The sequence below is a fragment of the Thioclava sp. DLFJ4-1 genome, from assembly GCF_002020145.1.
In the GTDB taxonomy this organism is placed as follows: Bacteria; Pseudomonadota; Alphaproteobacteria; order Rhodobacterales; family Rhodobacteraceae; genus Thioclava; species Thioclava sediminum.
Genome location: NZ_MPZT01000002.1, coordinates 396,513 through 410,991, shown reverse-complemented (window position 1 = coordinate 410,991; position 14,479 = coordinate 396,513). Strand labels below are relative to the sequence as shown.

The following is a 14,479-nucleotide window of genomic DNA, read 5'->3' as shown; positions in this document are numbered from 1 at the left end:
ACTTCAGCAGGGCTTCGCGAGCACCATCACATACCACGGGCCCTTGCCGTCGCGCTGGGGCACGACCGCCACGCCGATCCGGGTCACGCCGCGCAGCAGGATGTTGCGGCGATGGCCGGGCGAATGCATCCAGGCGTCGAACACCTCGCCCGGATCGCGCTGGCCCATCGCGACATTCTCGGCGATCAGGCAGGCGCGGAAGCCAGCCTTCGCCGCCCGCCTGAGCGGGGTCGATCCGTCCGAGCCCTTGTGATCGAAGAAGCCGCGCCGGGCCATGTCGCAGCCTTGCGTTGCTGCGGCCTGCGTCAATTGCGGATCCATCGCGAGCGCGTTCAGCCCCTGAGCTTGCCGCTGTTGCGAAGTCGCCTGCGCAATTTCGCGACCCTGAGCGGCATCGATGGCGCATTCGCCAGCCTGCGCCGCGACGGGCTGCAGGCCGAGAAGCAATGCGAGCAGAGCGAGAGTGCGGATCAAACGAGCCTTCCCCAGAGATCGTATTCCGAGGCCTCATCGACCTCGACCGTCACGATATCACCGGGGCTGAGATTCTCGAAATCTTCATCGATGAAAAGGTTGCCGTCGATCTCGGGCGCGTCTGCCTTGGTGCGGCAGGTGGCACCTTCCGCATCGACCGCATCGACGATGACCTGTTGCACCGAGCCGACCTTGGCTTGCAGCTTCGCCTCGGAAATCGCCTGCGCCTTCTCCATGAAGCGGTTCCAACGATCCTGTTTCACCTCGTCAGGCACGTGATCGGGCAGGGTGTTGGAGCGCGCGCCCTCGACGTTTTCATATTGGAAGCAGCCGACGCGGTCGAGCTGCGCCTCGTCCATCCAGTCGAGCAGATATTGGAACTCGTCCTCGGTCTCGCCGGGATAGCCCACGATGAAGGTCGAGCGCAGCGTGATATCCGGGCAAGCCGCGCGCCATGCCGCGATCTCGTCGAGCGTCTTGGCCGAGGCCGCGGGCCGCGCCATCCGTTTGAGCACATCGGGGTGCGCGTGCTGGAACGGAATGTCGAGATAGGGCAGCACGCCGCCGCCGTTTTCCTGAGCCTCCGCCATCAGCGGGATCAGGTTGCGCACATGCGGGTAGGGGTAGACGTAATGCAGCCGCACCCACGCGCCGAGCGAGCCCAGATCACGGGCGAGATCGGTGATGTGCGCGCGGTGGCCCCGCTCCTCGGCATGTTTGATATCGACGCCGTAAGCGGACGTGTCTTGGCTGATCACCAGCAGTTCACGCACGCCCGCGCTGACGAGCTTCTCGGCCTCGCGCACGATCGCATGGGCCGGGCGGCTGACGAGGCGGCCGCGCATGTCGGGGATGATGCAGAACTTGCACTTGTGGTTACAGCCTTCGGAAATCTTCAGGTAGCTGTAATGGCGCGGCGTCAGCTTCACGCCGGCGGCGGGCAGAAGATCGACGAAGGGATCGGGATCGGGCGGCACGGCGGCATGGACCGCGTCCAGCACCTGCTCGTATTGATGCGGGCCGGTCACGGCGAGCACGGAAGGGTGCGTGCCGGTGATGTATTCGGGCTCTGCGCCCAGACAGCCGGTCACGATGACCCGGCCGTTTTCATTGAGCGCCTCGCCGATCGCCTCGAGGCTTTCCGCCTTGGCGCTGTCGAGAAACCCGCAGGTATTCACGATCACCGCATCCGCGCCCGCGTAATCGGGCGAGATCGCGTAGCCCTCGGCGCGAAGCCGCGTCAGGATGCGTTCGCTGTCGACCAGTGCCTTGGGGCAGCCAAGCGAGACCATCCCGATCAGCGGTTGACCGGGGCGGGGGGCATCCGTGATGCGCGCGCGGGGCGCGAGATCTGGACGCAGGTTCGGAGGGTTTGTGCTCATGGCGCGCGATATAGCCCTTGCAGAGCGTTCCGAAAAGCCCCCCGCGTGACGGGGGGTATTCCCGTGGCATGAGAGGCGGATTTCGGCCCCACTCGCGCCAAACGAGAAAACACTTGCCAGATCAGGTATATTTAAAGTTGAATATTTGAAGCTGTTTTTCGAACGGCACAGCCGAGGCGCAGGGGGGAAGGGAGAGCCTGCCTGCGCGACAAACCGGCTCAGAGGGAGGAAACTAATGAAGAAGTTTGAATTACCCCGTTTTGCGGGGGCGGTTTCGCTGTGCCTGGCGTTGGGCGTTCCAGGTGTCGCAAGCGCGACCGAGGGCTACTTCGCCCTTGCTTACGGACCCGCGCAGCGCGGTGTCGGCGGGGCAGGGGTGGCCTATTCGGTCGACCCGATGTCAGCGGCGATCAACCCCGCGAATATCGCCGATATCGGCCACGCGATGACCTTCGGGCTCGAGGCGTTCTCGCCGCGGCGGGGATTTGACGCAAACGGGGCCTTCCCCTTGCCCGATGGCGGGGCGGATTCGGGGCATGAATGGTTCGCGATCCCGAATTTCGGCTATAACCGCCCGCTGGAAGGCGGCGGCGCGTTGAACGTCATGGTCTATGGCAATGGCGGCATGAATACGAGCTATCCCGATGTCGCGAACCCGAACTGCGCGGCCGCGCCGGGCGATTCCGGGATTTTCTGCGACGGGAAGGCGGGCGTCGATCTGATGCAGATGTTCGTCTCGGTCGGCTACGGGCGCAAGGACGGGAACTTCAGCTGGGGCATCGCGCCGACCTTCGCCGCACAACGGTTCGCGGCGCGCGGCCTGAACCCTGCGTTGTTCGGGCCGATGACGACGGATGCCAGCAATTTCAGTGGCAGAGGCTACGATATCTCCACCGGGTTCGGCCTGCGCGCCGGTCTGAAATACGAGATTTCGCCGCAGGTCACGGTAGGCGTCGCGGGGCAGACCCGCTTCAAGATGACGAAATTCGACAAATATGCCGGGCTTTTCGAGGATGGCGGCAGTTTCGACATTCCCGCCTCGATCAGCGCGGGCGTCACATTCAAGCCGCGCAGCGATCTGGCGCTGATGCTCGATTACCAGCGGATATTCTACAGCAATATCGCTGCGGTCGGGAATTCCAATACCAACGGACTTTTCGGAGCCAAGGGCGGCGCGGGCTTCGGTTGGGACGATGTGGATGTCGTTCGGATCGGCGCGGAATGGCAGCAGACGCCGGACATGACGTGGCGCGCGGGCTATGCCTACGCGACGAACCCGATCGGCAAGGAGGACGTGATGCTGGGCGTGCTCGCCCCCGGTGTGGTCGAGCATCATTTCAGCTTCGGCGGGGCGAAGAAGCTCAACGAGCGCGACACGTTCGACTTCGCAATCAACTACGTTGCGCCGCATAAGGTCAAAGGGCCGGGCATGTTCGGCGGCGATGTCGAATTGGACATGCATCAGTTCTCGGCCTCGGTGGGCTGGACCCGGCGGTTCTGACCCTCCGACCAACCGACCAAAGAAAAAGGGCGCCTCGCGGGGCGCCCTTCGTCATTCGTATCGCGATTGCCTCAGCGGCGACGGTCGCGGCGCGAGCTCATCGGCTGGAAAGCGACGCCGACATGGGCCTCGCAATAGGGTTTTCCGGATTGGCTCGGCAGGCCGCAGAACCAGAATTCCTCGGTCGCGGGGTCGCCGATCGGCCATTTGCAGGTGCGCTCGGTCAGTTCCATCAGGCCAAGCTTCTTGGCGTGTTTCTCGACCTCACCGACCTTGGCCAGCGCGGCCGGGTCGATCTCGTTGGCGGAGGGCTGCGGCGGAAGCGGCTGACCGGCGGGGATGATCGCCTTGCGCGCAGGCGAGACCGCAGGCGTTGCAGCCTGTGCGGGCGCGGGGCTTGCCGGTTTCGCGGCGGGCTTGGGCTCGGGCGCCTCGGCTGCGGGCTGCGCGGCGGGCTTCTCGGCCTTCGCCTCGACCTTCTCGGGCTTGGCTTTCGGCTCGGGTTTCGCGGGCTCTGCTGCGCCGCCGGTGCGGTTCGACAGGCCGAGGCGATGCACCTTGCCGATCACCGCGTTGCGCGTCACACCGCCCAGCTCTTTCGCGATCTGGCTGGCCGACTGGCCTTCGGTCCACATCTTCTTGAGCAATTCGACGCGTTCATCGGTCCAGGACATGGGCATCCTTCCTTGGTTTCCTGCAAGTCCGTCTTGCAGGCCATTCCAGTTTCAATCCCTATTTTAGCGGGAGAGCGCAGAGATACAATCGCGAGGCCCGCTTTTCAAGGCCCGCGAGGACGTCCGGAGCAGTGCGCAAGCGGGAAACCAGCTGTGCGCGGGCTACGTTGAGATGCGGGCCGCGAGCGTGTAGGGAGCGGGCAACAACGGGAGTATCAGGATGTACGAGATCGGTGTGCGCCGTTTTGGCGCGGTGAACTGGATGGGCCTGCGGATGCTGGGGTGGCGCGAGATTCGCCGCTTTCTCGCGGTCTGGCAGCAGACGGTGCTGGCGCCGCTGATCACCGCCGGTCTGTTCCTGACCGTCTTCGCGCTGGCCTTCGGGCGCAACCGCGCCGACGTTCTGGGTGTCGATTTCCTGCATTTCATCGCGCCGGGCATCCTGATGATGACGGTGATCCAGAACGCCTTTGCCAACACATCTAGCTCGATCGTGATCGCGAAGGTGCAGGGCAATATCGTCGACACGCTGATGCCGCCGCTTGCGCCGTGGGAAATCCTCGTGGGTTATCTGACCGGCGCGGTGGCGCGGGCGCTGATCGTGGCCGTGGTGATCTGGCTCGGGCTGTTCGCCGTGCTGGGGCAGGGGATCGCGCATCCGCTCTGGGCGATTGCGGCGGTCGTGTTCGGCGCGGCCTTCCTTGGCGGTCTGGGCATTCTGGCGGCGGTGTTTGCCGACAAGTTCGATCAGATGGCGGCGATCACCAACTTCATCATCACGCCGCTGTCGTTCCTGTCGGGGACGTTCTACTCGGCCAAGGCGCTGCCGCCGGCCTTCCAGATTCTGACCCACTACAACCCGGTTTTCTACCTGATCGACATGGCCCGCTTCGGTTTCCTGGGCGTGTCCGACGCCTCGCCGTGGCACGGGTTGGCCGTGATCTGCGCCGCGCTGGTCTTGGTTTTGGGGCTTGGCTGGTACTGGCTGCGCATCGGCTATCGCATGAAGCCGTGAGCCGCGCTTAAGCGGCGCGTGGCCGTTCAGGCCGAATGCGCGCCGCCTGCGAGGCCCTTCACGAAGTCCAGCACTTCCGCCACCGGCTTGCCCTCGGCGATCTCTTTCACGATGGCCGAGCCCACGACGCAGCCATCGGCCACACCCGCGATGGTCTTCGCGGCTTCGGGCGTCGTGATGCCGAAGCCCACGATCACCGGCAGATCGGTCTTCGCCTTGATCCGGGCGACTTCCGGGCCGACCTCGGTCGCCTGCGCGGCCTGAGAGCCGGTAATCCCCGTCACAGAGACGTAATAGACGAAGCCCGAGGTGTTCTGCAGCACCTTCGGCAGACGCTTGTCGTCGGTCGTCGGAGTCGCGAGGCGGATGAAGTTGATCCCGGCGGCCTGCGCGGGGATGCAAAGTTCGACATCTTCCTCGGGCGGCAGATCGACCACGATCAGCCCGTCGATCCCGGCCGCCTTCGCGTCTTCGAGGAAGCGATCCACGCCGCGCGAATAGATCGGGTTGTAATAGCCCATCAGCACGATCGGCGTGGTGTCGTCGGTCTTGCGGAACTCCGCCGCCATATCGAGGGTCTTCTGCAGCGTCTGCCCACCGTCGAGCGCGCGCTGGCCCGCCAGCTGGATCGTCGGACCGTCGGCCATCGGATCGGTGAAGGGCACGCCCAGCTCGATGATGTCGACGCCTGCCGCCGGCAGCCCTTTCATCACCTCGAGCGAGGTCTCCAGATCCGGGTCGCCCGCCATGATGTAGGAGACGAAGGCTTTCTTGCCCTCTTCCTTGAGGCTGGCGAATTTGGCGTCGATGCGAGTCATGGCGTCCCTCCGGCTGGTCCCGAAGCGGTTTGCGCGAAGAGGGCGGGAAAATCAATGCCTCGCGCGCGGTCTCGCGCGCGGCGGCGACGTCCCAGACGGCCCGCGCCTACATCTTCGACGGGCCGTTGATCATCCACGCCGTGCCGAAACGGTCGCGTAGCATCCCGAACCCGTCGGCCCAGAACGTGTCGTCGAAGGGCATCATCACCTCCTCGGCCCCGTCCATCAGCCGTTCGAAGATCGCCTTCGCGTCCTCCCGGCTGTCCGAGACATGCGAGATCGAAACCGAACTTTGCGGGCGGTCGCGCCCCTCGGGCCAATCCGAGGCCATCAGCGCGCCATCGCCGAGCTTGATCAGCGCATGCATGATCCGCGCCTTGCCTGCCTCTCTCATGCCTTCGCTGGCCTCGGGCATATCGCCATAGCGCATGATGAAGGGCGGCTCGGTGCCGAAGAGCTCGGCATAGAAGCGCATCGCCTCTTCGCAGTTTCCTTGAAAGTGGATGTAGGGTTCGAAACTCATCGCGGTCACCTCCCTGAACGAGAAGGCCAGCCTATCACGATTCCGGCCCTCGCGCGCGCTTGCACCGGGGGCGGCCAATGAATAAGAAGCGCGCAGCCACAAACAGGAGGGCGAAATGGGTTTCAAGATGGGTATCGTGGGTCTGCCGAATGTGGGCAAATCCACCCTCTTCAACGCGCTGACCAAAACGGCGGCCGCGCAGGCGGCGAATTTCCCCTTCTGCACGATCGAGCCGAATGTCGGCGAAGTTGCCGTTCCCGATGAGCGGATCGACACGCTGGCCCAGATCGCCGGCTCGAAAGAGGTCATCCCGACCCGCATGACCTTCGTCGATATCGCAGGCCTCGTGAAAGGCGCCTCGAAAGGGGAGGGCCTTGGCAACCAGTTCCTCGCCAATATCCGCGAAGTCGATGCGATCGCCCATGTGCTGCGCTGCTTTGAAGACGGCGATGTGACCCATGTGGAGGGGCGCGTCGATCCGGTGGCCGATGCCGAGACCATCGAGACCGAGCTGATGATCGCCGATCTCGAAAGCCTCGAGAAGCGTATCGCGAACCTCGCGCGCAAGGTGAAATCCGGCGACAAGGAAGCGAAAGAGGCAATGCGCCTTCTGGAACAGGCGAAAGAGGCGCTGGAAGCTGGCCGTCCCGCGCGCACCGTCGAAGTCTCCGAGGACGACCGCAAAGCGTGGAACATGCTGCAGCTGCTGACCGCCAAGCCGGTTCTCTATGTCTGCAATGTCGAGGAAGGGTCCGCCGCGACCGGCAACTCGAAATCCGAGGCCGTGGCGAAGATGGCCGCCGAGCAGGGCGCGGGCACCGTGGTAATCTCGGCCAAGATCGAAGAGGAAATCTCGCAGCTCGACGCCGAGGAAGCCGAGATGTTCCTTGAAGAGATGGGTCTGGAAGAGGCCGGTCTCGACCGCCTGATCCGCGCGGGTTACGACCTGCTCGGCCTGCAGACCTATTTCACCGTCGGCCCGAAAGAGGCCCGCGCCTGGACGATCCGCAAGGGCACGCTGGCCCCGGCGGCAGCGGGCGTCATCCACGGCGATTTCGAACGCGGCTTCATCCGCGCCGAGACGGTCTCCTACGACGACTACGTCGCCAATAAGGGCGAAGCGGGCGCAAAAGAGGCGGGCAAGTTCCGCGTCGAGGGCAAGACCTACGAAGTGAAAGACGGCGACGTCCTCCACTTCCTGTTCAACGCGTGAACCTCGGCTGGGGGCGTTACTTCTTCGCCCCCGCCGTGACCTCCGTGATCGCGTCGGCCTCCACCATCTGCCACGCCATTCCCGCATTGCGATAGAGCCGTTTGCCGAGGTCGGGGTAGTCGCCCACGTCATGGCCCAAGCGCTGGCCCATGACGAGCAGCCGCAACAGCTCCGATCCGGTATTCTCGATCGTATGGGCCGCGCCGCCCGCGCGGTAGCCGATGAAATCGCCCGGCCCGATCGCGTGACGCTCTTCGCCGATCCGCGCGGTCGCCTCGCCACTCAGCACAAAGATCGCCTCGTCCTCATGGTGGTGGCGGTGAAACTCGGTGGTCTCGCAGCCGGGCTCCACCTCGATGATATGCACCCCGATCCCCGTCAGCCCCGTCGCGTCGCCAAGGCTCTTGTTGATCCGCCGCGCATTCGGGTTGAGGAAATGCTTCTTCGCCAGCCCTTCCATTGCCGCGATCTCATCGGCCCGGATCAGATACCGGTCTTCGCTCATCGCGCCTCTCCTTCTCATTGATCCAAATATCCCCGCCGGAGGCTTCCGCAGTCTCAGCCAGCGATCCGGCCCAGGATAGCAGAGACATCGCTGCCCGCCATCGCCCCGGTGGTCCGGCCCGCCTCGCCCGCAAGCCGCGTCGCGACGAAGGCGTCGCTCACCGCCGCAGGTGCATTTCGGATCAGCAGCGACGCGGTCAGGAGCAGTGCCAGCCGTTCCGCGAACCAGCGCGCTTCGGCCTCGGGTGGGAGCGCTGGCCAGCGGGCGAGGTGATCGGCCAGCGCCGCGTCGTAGCGCGGATCGGTGCCGCGCGCCGCGTCCAGCTCCGCGCGCAGCATCTCCGCCGCCAGTGGTTCTTTCGCCAGCGTGCGCAGTATGTCGAGACAGATCACATTGCCCGAGCCCTCCCAGATGCCGTTCAATGGCGCTTCGCGATAGAGCATCGGCATCGGCGTGTCCTCGACGTAACCGATGCCGCCCAGCACCTCCATCGCCTCATAGGTCACGACGGGGCAGCGCTTGTTGCCGTAATATTTCGCCAGCGCCACGCCGATCCGGGCGAAGGCGCGATCCTCGGGGCGCGTGCTGTCGAAGGCCTGCGCCACTCGCATCCCCAAGGTCAGCGCGCCTTCCCAATCCAGCGTCAGATCGGCCAGCACCGCGCGCATCAGCGGCTGGTCGATCAGGCGGCGTTGGAAGGCAGCGCGATGCGTCGCCCAGTGATGTGCCTCGGAAATCGCGGCGCGCATCAGCCCCGCAGGCGCGAGCGCGGTGTCGAGCCGGGTGTGGTGCACCATCTCGATGATCGTCGCGACGCCCCGGCCTTCCTCGCCCAGAAGATGGGCCACCGCGCCCTCATATTCGATCTCGGAAGACGCGTTGGAGCGATTGCCCAGCTTGTCCTTCAGCCGCTGGATGCGGATCGCGTTGCGCTCGCCTTCCAGCCAGCGCGGTACGAGGAAGCAACTGAGCCCCTTTTCGGTCTGCGCCAGCGTCAGGAAGCCGTCCGACATCGGCGCAGAGCAGAACCACTTATGCCCGGTCAGCCGCCAATGCCCGTCTGCGCGCTCGGCCCGCGTGGTGTTCGCGCGCACGTCCGAGCCGCCCTGCTTCTCGGTCATCGCCATCCCCAGCGTCGCGCCGGTCTTCTCGCCCACCGGCAGCACGCGCGGATCGTAGCTGCGCGCGGTGAGTTTCGGACGCCAGAGTGCGGCGATCTCGGGCGTGGCTTCGAGCGCGGGCACGGCGGCATAGGTCATCGTCATCGGGCAGCAACTGCCGGGTTCGATCTGGCTTGCGAGATAGACCATCGCGGCATGGGTGGCATGAGCGCCCTTCGCGCCCTCCCACGGCAGCGCGGCATAGCCCGCGCCGATCCCGGCCTCCATGAAACGATGATAGGCAGGATGAAAGCGCACCTCGTCGAGCCGCCGCCCGCCCATATCGAAGAGCCGCAGCTCCGGCAGGTATCGGTTCGCGTCGCGGCCCGCCTCGCGCATCTCTGTGGTGCCGAGCGTCTGGCCATAATCTGACAGCCCCTCCGCCTGACCGCCCGCCCGCGCCACGGCCTCGCGCAGGGGCGCATCCGTCCCGAACAGATCGACGTCGCCGCGCGCGGGCGGCTGGTTCTCGACGCGGTGGGTGGGCAGATCGGCGCGGGGATCGGGTGTGGTCATGGTCGGCTCCTCCTGATCCGGATGGTAGGCTTGCGCCGTAGAACATGCGAGTGAAACGCGGCGGCAGGGCTTTTCTCGCGGCCGCCGCCGCCTAGATCAGGCGCGAAAGGGAGACCCATCATGAGCAACTGGCAAAAATCCGACGACGCGGTCGCAAAGCTCACCCCCGAGCAATATCGCGTCACCCAGCAAAACGGCACCGAGCGGCCCTTCACCGGCGAATATGACAACCACTCCGCCAAGGGCATCTATGTCGACGTGGTCTCGGGCGAGCCGCTTTTCGCCTCCTCGACCAAATACAATGCGGGCTGCGGCTGGCCGTCCTTCACCAAGCCGCTGATCGACGATCATGTCGTGGAACTTACCGACACCAGCCACGGCATGACCCGCGTCGAAGTGCGCTCGAAAAACGGCGACAGCCATCTGGGCCATGTCTTCCCCGACGGGCCGCGCGATCAGGGCGGTCTGCGCTATTGCATCAATTCCGCCTCGCTGCGCTTTGTGCCTTACGAGGAGATGGAGGCCGAGGGCTACGGCGACTACATGGACCGGGTCGAGTAAACCCGACCGGGTCAGAGGCCTTTACCTTCCCGCGGCCCGGTGGCAGGGTCCGCGCAATATCATATGACAAAGGGGGCGCGGGCATGCGCAAGCTGGAACTTGGTCAAAGCGGGATCATGGTGTCCGAGATTTGTCTCGGGACGATGACCTGGGGCAGCCAGAACACCGAGGCCGAGGGCCATGACCAGATCGATTTCGCGCTCGACCGGGGGATCAACTTCCTCGATACGGCCGAGATGTATCCGGTGAACCCGGTGAAGGCCGAGACGATGGGCCGGACGGAGCAGATCGTGGGCACTTATCTGGCCAAGCGCGGCAAGCGCGACGATCTGGTGGTGGCCACCAAGATCACCGGCGAGGGCTCGAACGCGATCGAGGGCGGCCCCGAGATCAGCCCGACCCGCATCCGCCAGGCAGTGACGGATTCGCTGACCCGGCTGCAGACGGATTACATCGACCTCTACCAGTTCCACTGGCCCAATCGCGGCTCCTATCACTTCCGCAAGACGTGGCGCTTCGATCCATCGAAGCAGCCTTCGAAGCAGGAGGTGCTCGACGATATGAGCGCCTGTCTCGAGACTCTCGAAGATCTGCGTAAAGAGGGCAAGATTCGCGAATTCGGCCTGTCGAACGAGACCGCTTGGGGCACCGCGCAATGGCTGGCGCTGGCCGAGGCGGGCAAAGGGCCGCGCGTCGAGTCGATCCAGAACGAATATTCGCTGATGTGCCGCTACTACGACCTCGATCTGGGGGAGTTGGGGCAACAGGAGAAAGTGACGCTGCTGGCCTATTCGCCGCTCGCCGCCGGTATCCTGACGGGCAAATATTCGGGCGACGTGATCCCCGACAACACCCGGCGGTCGCTGGTCAATAATCTCGGCGGGCGGGCCAATCCGCGCGCCTTCGAGATCGCTGACCGGTATGTCGCGCTGGCCAAGGAGTTCGATCTTCACCCGGTGACGATGGCGATTGCGTGGGTGATGAGCCGTCCCTTCCCGGTGATCCCGATCGTCGGCGCGACCTCGGTCGACCAGCTCAAGCCGAACCTCGACGCCGAAGGGGTGGAACTGCCGAAGGAGCTGCTCGACAAGATCGCCGAGCTCCACAAGCATCACCCGATGCCCTACTGATGCGCGGGGCGTCGATCTTTCTGTGTGCGGCGCTCGCCTTGGCGGGCTGCAATCCCTTCGGCCCTGCTGACGGGACCGACACGGCAGAGCAACTGCCGCTGGTCGGGCAGGAGAAGATCGATGCCGGGAAATTCGAATGCGTCGCGCGCGGCGGCAAATGGCTCGCGCGCGACGGGGCGTTCATCTGCGTTAAGATGACCTCCGATAGCGGCAAGAGCTGTCAGGCGGGCAGCGAGTGCGAGGGTGAATGCCTCGCGCGCTCGAAGACCTGCGCGCCGGTGACCCCGCTTCTGGGGTGCAATGAGGTGATGAGCGAGGCGGGCTACCCGATGCAGCTATGCGTGCAATGAGCTGGGCGAAGATCGCTGCGCTGGGTGGGATGCTCGCGCTGACCCTCGCGGGCTGTGCGCCCCAGCCGGAGACCGCGTCGCTGCGCAAACCGGGCGCGCTGATTTCTTCGGCGTCGCTCTTCGATCCGCAGCGCTTCGAAGGCGAATGGCATGTCGTCGAGAGCGGCATTCCGGGCTGCTCGGGCACGCAGAACTGGGCGTGGGACGGCAAGAGCGCCTACCGGCTGCGCGGCACCAACTGTGCGATCAAGCCTGCCGCTGTCGACGAGACCGTGACGCTGACCGGGCCGGGCGGGCGGCTTCTGGCGAAGGACGCGTTCGGCGGCGAGCCGATCTGGGTGCTCTGGGTCGATTTCGATTACCGGGTTGCGGTGCTTGGCACACCTTCGGGCCGTTGGGGGATGATCCTGTCGCGGCAGACCCCGCCACGGCCCGATCTGATCAAGGCGGCGCGCGATGTCATGGATTTCAACGGCTATGACATGACGCAGGTCGGTAAGTGACCGACGCGCCGGTGCATCTCTGGGTCTGGGTGACGCTGTTCGCCGCGGCCGTCCAGACCATTCGCTTCATGCTGCAAAAGCTGCTGGCGGGGGCGCAGCTCTCGGTGGGCGGCGCGACGTTTTCACGCTTCCTGTTTGGTTTCCCGCTCGCGGCTGCGACGGCGCTGGGCTTTCTGGCTGCGACCGGCACGCCATGGCCGCATCTGAGCGGCCCCTTCTGGGGTTTCGTCATTGCGGGCGGCGCGGCGCAGGTGGCGGCGACCTTCCTGACGGTAGCGCTGTTCGGCCTGCGCAATTTCGCGGTGGGCGTGGCCTTCACCAAGACCGAGACGGTGCAGGTCGCGCTGTTCTCCGCGATCATCCTTGGCGAATTCGTGGGCCCTATCGGCTGGATCGGGATCGCGATCGGACTGGCGGGGGTGCTGTTCCTGACCAAACCGCCCGAAGGCGGCTTCAACCCGCGTGCGGCGCTTTACGGCGTCGGGGCAGGGGCGCTGTTCGGCCTGTCCTCGATCTTCTATCGCGGCGCGACGCTGGAGCTGGAGCCGCTCGACTTCTTCGCCCGCGCCATCGTCGCACTGGCCTGCGCGACCTTCGCGCAATCGCTCGGCATGGGGCTGTATCTGCGGCTGCGCGAGCCGGGCGAATTGACCCGCGTGTTCGGCGCGTGGCGACGCACGGTTCTGGTGGGGATCACCGGCGTTCTGGGCTCGGCGGGCTGGTTCACCGCGTTTTCGCTGCAAAACGCGGCCTTCGTGCGCGCGCTGGGCCAAGTGGAGATCGTCTTCACGCTGCTCGCCTCGGCGCTGGTCTTCCACGAGCGGCTGCACAAGCGCGAAGGGGTGGGCATCGCGCTCGTCGTGGTGTCGCTGATCGTGATCGTGCTGGCGGGACGTTAAAGCCCGATCCGCCGGAACTCCGAACGCGGCCCGCGATTGTCGAAGAACGGCACCGAATGCGGCGTGCCAAGCGCGTGTTTGGTGGTGATGAGGGCGGCGATTTCGGCCAAAACCACTTCGGTGATAAAGGGCAGGTTCAGCGCACGCGCTTCGGGCAGAGGCACCCAATGCAGATGCGAAAGCTCGTCGCAGGCGCGCGAGAAATCGTCGAGATCGCCCTGGATCGCACCCGCATCGATCAGGAAGAACCGCGCATCGAAGCGGCGCGGGCGGCCTGGGGGCGTGATCGCGCGGAACACGAAATGCAGATTGGCCGCCGAGGGCAGAAAGCCCAGATCGGCAAAGCCCTGCCAGTCGGCGGGCACCGCGCCGGGCCAGCTGGTTTTCTCGCCCAGCAACAGCCCGGTCTCTTCCCACAGCTCACGCAGAGCGGCGGCGGCCAGCGCCCCGCCGATCCCTGCGGGCGCATCGGCCTCGAGCCGCGCGTGATCGGGCGCGGGCAGGGGAGAGGCGAAGGGCACCTCCCAATCCGTGGCGTCGAGCGCGCCGCCCGGAAAGACGTATTTCGACGGCATGAAGGCGGCTCCAGCGCCACGCTGGCCCATCAACACGCTCGGCGTCGCATTCGCGTCACGGCGCAGGACGATCACGCTGGCCGCGTCGCGTAGCGCGGTTTTGTCGACCGGGGGGCGCGTGTCAGTCATGGACGATTTCGCCTTCGCCGAAACCATGCATCCGGCGCGACCATTGGATGCCCACCAGCATCCCCTTCATCAGCGGCAAAAGCACCGCCGAGAGCACCATCGAGCCGATGCCGAAAATCCAGATCATCTCCCACGGTCCGGGGCGGAAGGCGATGAAATAGGCCGCCATCATCGGAATCGCGAGATGGCCGACGATCAGGATCGTCAGATAGGCGGGGCCGTCATCGGCGCGCTGATGCGAGAGGTCCTCGCCGCAGGCCGGGCAGGTATCACGCACCTTGAGATAACTGTGCAAAATCCGCCCCTTGCCGCAGGCCGGGCAGCGGCAGCGCAGGCCCCGCCCGATCGAGCGGCCCAGCGGGCGGTCATCGTGATACTCGTCATGCGACTGCATTGCGCTCTCCCTTGTGGCGGTCTCTCTCCGCCCGTTCGCAGGGCAGTATGGCGGCAGCCGGGGCGGATGGAAAGTCCGGCGGGTCTATCACGGATGCGTGAGTTTGGCGACGGAATGCTGCGGGCGCCTCGTTTGGTTAGACATCGACGGCGCGAGA

At 65.4% G+C, this 14,479-nt stretch carries 17 protein-coding genes; 8 read left to right on the top strand and 9 right to left on the bottom strand.

The features are described 5' to 3' along the window. Positions 1 to 3: 3 nt before the first annotated feature. Positions 4 to 474 carry a CAP domain-containing protein gene (locus BMI85_RS07070; RefSeq protein ID WP_078600452.1) on the bottom strand — a complete coding sequence of 157 codons (471 nt, stop codon included), beginning with the start codon at positions 472 to 474 and terminating at the stop codon, positions 4 to 6. Then, the gene (gene rimO / locus BMI85_RS07065; RefSeq protein ID WP_078522587.1) at positions 471 to 1,856 is read right to left on the bottom strand and encodes a 30S ribosomal protein S12 methylthiotransferase RimO; all 1,386 of its coding nucleotides are present in this window, start codon (positions 1,854 to 1,856) and stop codon (positions 471 to 473) included. The genes BMI85_RS07070 and rimO overlap by 4 nt, the downstream gene beginning before the upstream one ends. A 235-nt stretch (positions 1,857 to 2,091) precedes the next feature. On the opposite strand from rimO, the gene BMI85_RS07060 reads away from it, so the two are divergent. Then, positions 2,092 to 3,357 carry an outer membrane protein transport protein gene (locus BMI85_RS07060; RefSeq protein WP_078522588.1) on the top strand — a complete coding sequence of 422 codons (1,266 nt, stop codon included), beginning with the start codon at positions 2,092 to 2,094 and terminating at the stop codon, positions 3,355 to 3,357. 71 nt (positions 3,358 to 3,428) lie between these two features. On the opposite strand, the gene BMI85_RS07055 is transcribed toward BMI85_RS07060, so the two are convergent. Next, a complete protein-coding gene (locus BMI85_RS07055; RefSeq protein ID WP_078522589.1) occupies positions 3,429 to 4,031 on the bottom strand; it encodes a GcrA family cell cycle regulator in 603 nt (200 codons plus the stop codon). A gap of 220 nt (positions 4,032 to 4,251) precedes the next feature. Between BMI85_RS07055 and BMI85_RS07050 the strand changes: the two genes are divergently transcribed. Then, the gene (locus BMI85_RS07050; protein WP_078600450.1) at positions 4,252 to 5,046 is read left to right on the top strand and encodes an ABC transporter permease; all 795 of its coding nucleotides are present in this window, start codon (positions 4,252 to 4,254) and stop codon (positions 5,044 to 5,046) included. 26 nt (positions 5,047 to 5,072) lie between these two features. On the opposite strand, the gene trpA is transcribed toward BMI85_RS07050, so the two are convergent. Then, on the bottom strand, positions 5,073 to 5,864 hold the full coding sequence (gene trpA, locus BMI85_RS07045; RefSeq protein WP_078522591.1) for a tryptophan synthase subunit alpha: 792 nt from the start codon (positions 5,862 to 5,864) through the stop codon (positions 5,073 to 5,075). A 106-nt stretch (positions 5,865 to 5,970) separates the two neighbouring features. Next, positions 5,971 to 6,387 carry a VOC family protein gene (locus BMI85_RS07040; RefSeq protein ID WP_078600448.1) on the bottom strand — a complete coding sequence of 139 codons (417 nt, stop codon included), beginning with the start codon at positions 6,385 to 6,387 and terminating at the stop codon, positions 5,971 to 5,973. A gap of 115 nt (positions 6,388 to 6,502) precedes the next feature. Between BMI85_RS07040 and ychF the strand changes: the two genes are divergently transcribed. After that, complete coding sequence (gene ychF / locus BMI85_RS07035; protein ID WP_078600446.1) at positions 6,503 to 7,600, top strand: redox-regulated ATPase YchF; 1,098 nt, start codon at positions 6,503 to 6,505, stop codon at positions 7,598 to 7,600. 16 nt (positions 7,601 to 7,616) lie between these two features. On the opposite strand, the gene BMI85_RS07030 is transcribed toward ychF, so the two are convergent. Further along, positions 7,617 to 8,105, bottom strand: a complete 489-nt coding sequence (locus BMI85_RS07030; RefSeq protein WP_078548781.1) for a cupin domain-containing protein — start codon at positions 8,103 to 8,105, stop codon at positions 7,617 to 7,619. 53 nt (positions 8,106 to 8,158) lie between these two features. Then, on the bottom strand, positions 8,159 to 9,781 hold the full coding sequence (locus tag BMI85_RS07025) for an acyl-CoA dehydrogenase family protein (RefSeq protein ID WP_078600445.1): 1,623 nt from the start codon (positions 9,779 to 9,781) through the stop codon (positions 8,159 to 8,161). A gap of 120 nt (positions 9,782 to 9,901) precedes the next feature. Between BMI85_RS07025 and msrB the strand changes: the two genes are divergently transcribed. The 5 genes from msrB to BMI85_RS07000 all read left to right on the top strand — a co-directional run bounded on the left by msrB (position 9,902) and on the right by BMI85_RS07000 (position 13,224). Beyond that, complete coding sequence (gene msrB / locus BMI85_RS07020; protein ID WP_078600443.1) at positions 9,902 to 10,342, top strand: peptide-methionine (R)-S-oxide reductase MsrB; 441 nt, start codon at positions 9,902 to 9,904, stop codon at positions 10,340 to 10,342. Positions 10,343 to 10,425: 83 nt separating this feature from the next. Then, on the top strand, positions 10,426 to 11,472 hold the full coding sequence (locus BMI85_RS07015) for an aldo/keto reductase (RefSeq protein WP_078600441.1): 1,047 nt from the start codon (positions 10,426 to 10,428) through the stop codon (positions 11,470 to 11,472). After that, positions 11,472 to 11,822, top strand: a complete 351-nt coding sequence (locus tag BMI85_RS07010) for a hypothetical protein (RefSeq protein ID WP_078600439.1) — start codon at positions 11,472 to 11,474, stop codon at positions 11,820 to 11,822. The genes BMI85_RS07015 and BMI85_RS07010 overlap by 1 nt, the downstream gene beginning before the upstream one ends. Next, positions 11,819 to 12,325 carry a lipocalin family protein gene (locus BMI85_RS07005; protein WP_078600437.1) on the top strand — a complete coding sequence of 169 codons (507 nt, stop codon included), beginning with the start codon at positions 11,819 to 11,821 and terminating at the stop codon, positions 12,323 to 12,325. Before BMI85_RS07010 ends, BMI85_RS07005 begins: the two co-directional genes overlap by 4 nt. Further along, positions 12,322 to 13,224, top strand: a complete 903-nt coding sequence (locus BMI85_RS07000) for a DMT family transporter (RefSeq protein ID WP_246832505.1) — start codon at positions 12,322 to 12,324, stop codon at positions 13,222 to 13,224. Before BMI85_RS07005 ends, BMI85_RS07000 begins: the two co-directional genes overlap by 4 nt. Here BMI85_RS07000 and BMI85_RS06995 read toward each other — a convergent pair. Together BMI85_RS06995 and BMI85_RS06990 are read right to left on the bottom strand one after the other, a co-directional pair. Beyond that, positions 13,221 to 13,928, bottom strand: coding sequence for an NUDIX hydrolase (locus tag BMI85_RS06995; protein ID WP_078600435.1), 708 nt, complete (start codon positions 13,926 to 13,928; stop codon positions 13,221 to 13,223). The two genes, BMI85_RS07000 and BMI85_RS06995, sit on opposite strands and share 4 nt — an antisense overlap. Next, positions 13,921 to 14,322, bottom strand: a complete 402-nt coding sequence (locus BMI85_RS06990) for a DUF983 domain-containing protein (protein WP_078522601.1) — start codon at positions 14,320 to 14,322, stop codon at positions 13,921 to 13,923. The genes BMI85_RS06995 and BMI85_RS06990 overlap by 8 nt, the downstream gene beginning before the upstream one ends. Positions 14,323 to 14,479 lie beyond the last annotated feature (157 nt).

Excerpts from the sequence above, each read along its gene's own strand:
- rimO (WP_078522587.1), bottom strand. The coding sequence starts at position 1,856 with ATGAGCACAAACCCTCCGAACCTGCGTCCAGATCTCGCGCCCCGCGCG.
- BMI85_RS07010 (WP_078600439.1), top strand. The coding sequence starts at position 11,472 with ATGCGCGGGGCGTCGATCTTTCTGTGTGCGGCGCTCGCCTTGGCGGGC.
- BMI85_RS07005 (WP_078600437.1), top strand. The coding sequence starts at position 11,819 with ATGAGCTGGGCGAAGATCGCTGCGCTGGGTGGGATGCTCGCGCTGACC.
- BMI85_RS07030 (WP_078548781.1), bottom strand. The coding sequence starts at position 8,105 with ATGAGCGAAGACCGGTATCTGATCCGGGCCGATGAGATCGCGGCAATG.
- BMI85_RS07040 (WP_078600448.1), bottom strand. The coding sequence starts at position 6,387 with ATGAGTTTCGAACCCTACATCCACTTTCAAGGAAACTGCGAAGAGGCG.
- trpA (WP_078522591.1), bottom strand. The coding sequence starts at position 5,864 with ATGACTCGCATCGACGCCAAATTCGCCAGCCTCAAGGAAGAGGGCAAG.
- BMI85_RS06995 (WP_078600435.1), bottom strand. The coding sequence starts at position 13,928 with ATGACTGACACGCGCCCCCCGGTCGACAAAACCGCGCTACGCGACGCG.
- msrB (WP_078600443.1), top strand. The coding sequence starts at position 9,902 with ATGAGCAACTGGCAAAAATCCGACGACGCGGTCGCAAAGCTCACCCCC.
- BMI85_RS06990 (WP_078522601.1), bottom strand. The coding sequence starts at position 14,322 with ATGCAGTCGCATGACGAGTATCACGATGACCGCCCGCTGGGCCGCTCG.
- BMI85_RS07050 (WP_078600450.1), top strand. The coding sequence starts at position 4,252 with ATGTACGAGATCGGTGTGCGCCGTTTTGGCGCGGTGAACTGGATGGGC.
- ychF (WP_078600446.1), top strand. The coding sequence starts at position 6,503 with ATGGGTTTCAAGATGGGTATCGTGGGTCTGCCGAATGTGGGCAAATCC.
- BMI85_RS07055 (WP_078522589.1), bottom strand. The coding sequence starts at position 4,031 with ATGTCCTGGACCGATGAACGCGTCGAATTGCTCAAGAAGATGTGGACC.
- BMI85_RS07025 (WP_078600445.1), bottom strand. The coding sequence starts at position 9,781 with ATGACCACACCCGATCCCCGCGCCGATCTGCCCACCCACCGCGTCGAG.
- BMI85_RS07060 (WP_078522588.1), top strand. The coding sequence starts at position 2,092 with ATGAAGAAGTTTGAATTACCCCGTTTTGCGGGGGCGGTTTCGCTGTGC.
- BMI85_RS07015 (WP_078600441.1), top strand. The coding sequence starts at position 10,426 with ATGCGCAAGCTGGAACTTGGTCAAAGCGGGATCATGGTGTCCGAGATT.